Source organism: Luteimonas aquatica (genome assembly GCF_022662575.1).
Lineage (GTDB): Bacteria > Pseudomonadota > Gammaproteobacteria > Xanthomonadales > Xanthomonadaceae > Luteimonas > Luteimonas aquatica.
In genome coordinates, this window is record NZ_JALBFU010000028.1 from 1 (window position 1) to 3,218 (window position 3,218).

Consider the following 3,218-nt stretch of genomic DNA (forward strand, 5'->3'; position numbering starts at 1 on the left):
CTGGTTGCCCGGCGCGATGTCGATGCGCTCGACCATGGCGGTCGGGATGCTGGCCAGGTCGACGAAATTGCTCTGGCCGTTGTAGAGCAGCGGGTAGTCGGCCATCGGGCGGCCGTCGATCAGCACCAGGGTGAAGCCGGGATCCAGGCCGAGCAGGCTGATCGGCTCGGCGCCCGGGGTGAAGCCGCTGAACTGCGCATCCTGCACCGCGCCGGTGGCCATGGGCTGCGAGCGCAGCACGTCATAGACGTCGCGGAAGCCCTGGCGCTTGATCTCCTCGGCGGTGATGGACTGCACCGGCGTCGCCGTCTCGATCTCGGCCTGGGGAATCAGCGAGCCGGTGACCACGATCTTGTCGAGGTCGGTGGTCTTCTCCGTACTGCCCTGCTCTTGCGCAAGTGCGCTGCCAACGGCGAACGGCGATACCAGGGCGGCACAGATCGCCGCCGACAAAAGCTTCTTGTTCATCATGTTGTGATTACCCCAGGCTTTTTTGATAGATGCGCTTTCGCGCCGTGGAAACGGCATTCGGCTACAACGGCAGTCCATTGCCTGAAAGATGCGTTCGGCGGACACCCGGCACCGGAAACGGCCCCACCTGCCCAGGAAATCCGCCTGTCGGCGCCGTCCCTGAACGGCCGGAGGCGCCTTGAGCCTGGAAATTACGACTTCTTAACGCTCCCCGCAAGTTTGCGCCGGGGACGCCGAAGTCCTTCGCAACCGGCGGCACACTTTTTAATGCTGCATAGCAACATTTCAGCCGGCGCGGTCTTCGTGCCAGGCAGCGGGGTTTTCCCAGTTGAGCGGAATCCCAGCACCGGGTGCAATACCTCTCGGACCTGCCGCCCAAAAACAAACCGGCGTCGAATCGACGCCGGTCTGCTTTGCTGCTTGGGCCATGAAGCCGCTTACTGGGTGCTGGCTCCGAGACGCCAGTTCAGTTCGAGCAGGAACGAGCGCCCATAGGGGTTGTAGTTGAAGTTGTTGTAGTACGGGTAATCCGTCCAGGTCCGATCGCGCGGCGGCATCTTGTTGGCCAGGTTGTTGACCGTGAAGCTGACCGTGACATCGTCGCTGAAGTCGTAGCTGACGCTCGTGTTGAACTTCACCCAGGCGCCCACCTTGCCCGCGTTGGCCGCGGCGTAGCCATCCGGCGACAGCTGCGCGGCATAGTTCGGCGTACTGCCGTAGCGGATGCCGTACACCGTCGCCGTCCAGGGGCCCGTCATCCAGGTCAGCGAACCGCTGCCGACGTTGCGGAATTCGGACGAGTAGAAGGGATCGTTCAGCAGGTCGATCGTGGGATCGCCCGGGTACTGCTGCGACTCGTGCTTGAGCGAGACGTTATAGGTGGCATTGAGCGCGAACTTGCCCCATTGCTCGGTTTCCCAGCGGTAGTTCAGCTTCGAGATGATGCCGCGGACTTCTTCCTTGGAGATGTTGATCGGATTGATGCGGATCTCGTCGAGCTGGTTGGGCGTGGGCGAATTGACCGGCAGGCGGGTTATGCGCGAAAGCGCGTCGGCACAGGTCGGCGAGGCCGGGTCCAGCTGGCCCAGGCGGCAGGCGGATTCGGTGCGAAGCAGCGTGTCGACGCTGAGATCGTTCACTTCGTCGTCGATCTTGACGCTGTAGTAATCCGCGCTGACGTCGAAGTCGGCGCTGGGGGCCCACACCACGCCCAGGCCCCAGGATTTCGCCGTGATCGACTTCAGCTCCTTCGAGCCCGCGCGGCGGCCGAAGAAATTCTCCTCGCTGAAGACGCACTGCTCGGGCGGCACGCCGGGATCCTCCGTCGCGCAGCGGTAGTAGTCGATCACGCCGGCGCTGGGGAAGAAGCCCGCTTCGCCCGCGAAGGTGTAGCCCATGTCGGGCGCCTTGAAGGCGGTGGCGTAGTTGGCGCGAAGCAACAGTGACTCGACCGGACGGAACTCCAGTCCGACCTTGTAGGTGAAGTCGGAATCCGAGCCGCCGCCCTTGTTGCTGTAATGGTCGTAGCGACCCGACAGGCTGCTGGTCAGGGTGCTCAGGATCGGCACGCGGAATTCCACGCCCAGCGCCTGGCTGCTGCGCTTGCCCGCGCCCTGCGTGCCCGTCCGGCCCCAGAAGTCGCCATTGGACAGGCGCGGATCGACCGGGTTTTCCCACGACTGGTTACCCGCCTGCAGTACGGCGGCGAAGCCGACCGGACCGGCCGGAAGGTTGAACAGCTCGGAATTGTTCACCTGCACGTTGACGTTCTGCGTCCAGGCCTCCGAATCGCTGCGGATGAAATCGGAGATGCCGCGATACTCGCTCGGCGTGATCGGCCGGTAGAAGGCGGCCTCGTTGGGGGCGTAGATCGGATAATCGTCGGAGGTGAAGCCCAGCTGCGGGCCCAGCACGCGGCCTTCGAAGAACCGGTCGGCGGCGGCCTTCAGGATCCACAGCTGGCTGTCTTCCACCTTGTACTGCGAGCGGTTGTAGAAGGCGTCGTAGTTCCAGTTCGACGCGCCGAACGCGCCCTTGGCGCCAATGGCGATGTTGTAGGAATCGCTGGTCGTGGTGCTGTTGTTGGCGTTCAGGCCGCCGGCTTCCTCGCGTGTGAAGATGCGCTGCCAGGTTTCGTACAGTCCGCTGTTCTGGTTGTAGAAGACCGAGTTGTAGTCGTAAGCGGGTTGATAGGCCTGCAGTCCGGAGCTGGATTCTGCCTTGTTGTGGCCCACGAGCACGGTCGCGTACAGGTCGGTGGTGTCGTTCAGCGCGTAATTCGCGTTGAGGTAGCCGCTCACGTCACGCTTCTTGTTCATGATCGTGCTGAGGCCGACATCGGAGCGGCTGCCGCAGTAATAGCCCTGGTTGGGACGGAATTCCCGGATGATGGTGCCCGAATCGAGATTGGCGATGCCGTCGCAGGCTGCGCCCGGATCGATGTAGGAATTCCGGTTCAGCGAGGCGTCGTAGCGCAGGAAGTTGCGCGTGCCGTAACGGGCATTCGGGTTCGGGTTGTCCTCCGTCGAGTCCATGCGATCGCGCTGGTATCCGTAGATCGGATCCTGCTTGCTGAACTGCAGGCCGTAGGTCAGGTCGAGGTTGCCGAAGGTCTTGCCGCCGGTGAGCTGCAGGCGCGCGTTGCCGCCGCCGCCCTCGTCATAGGTGCCGAAGCGGAAGTTGAGGTTGGTGCCGTCGATATGCTTCTTCAGGATGATGTTGACCACGCCGGCGATCGCGCTGGAGCC

The 3,218-nt window shown here is 63.3% G+C and carries 2 protein-coding genes; both read right to left on the reverse strand.

The window, feature by feature from the left end:
- Positions 1–468 (reverse strand): TonB-dependent receptor plug domain-containing protein (locus tag MD221_RS17345; protein ID WP_242113404.1); only part of this gene is annotated, 468 nt, incomplete at its 3' end.
- Positions 469–908: 440 nt separating this feature from the next.
- The coding region (locus tag MD221_RS17350; RefSeq protein WP_242113406.1) for a TonB-dependent receptor domain-containing protein at positions 909–3,218 on the reverse strand (2,310 nt) is incomplete at its 5' end.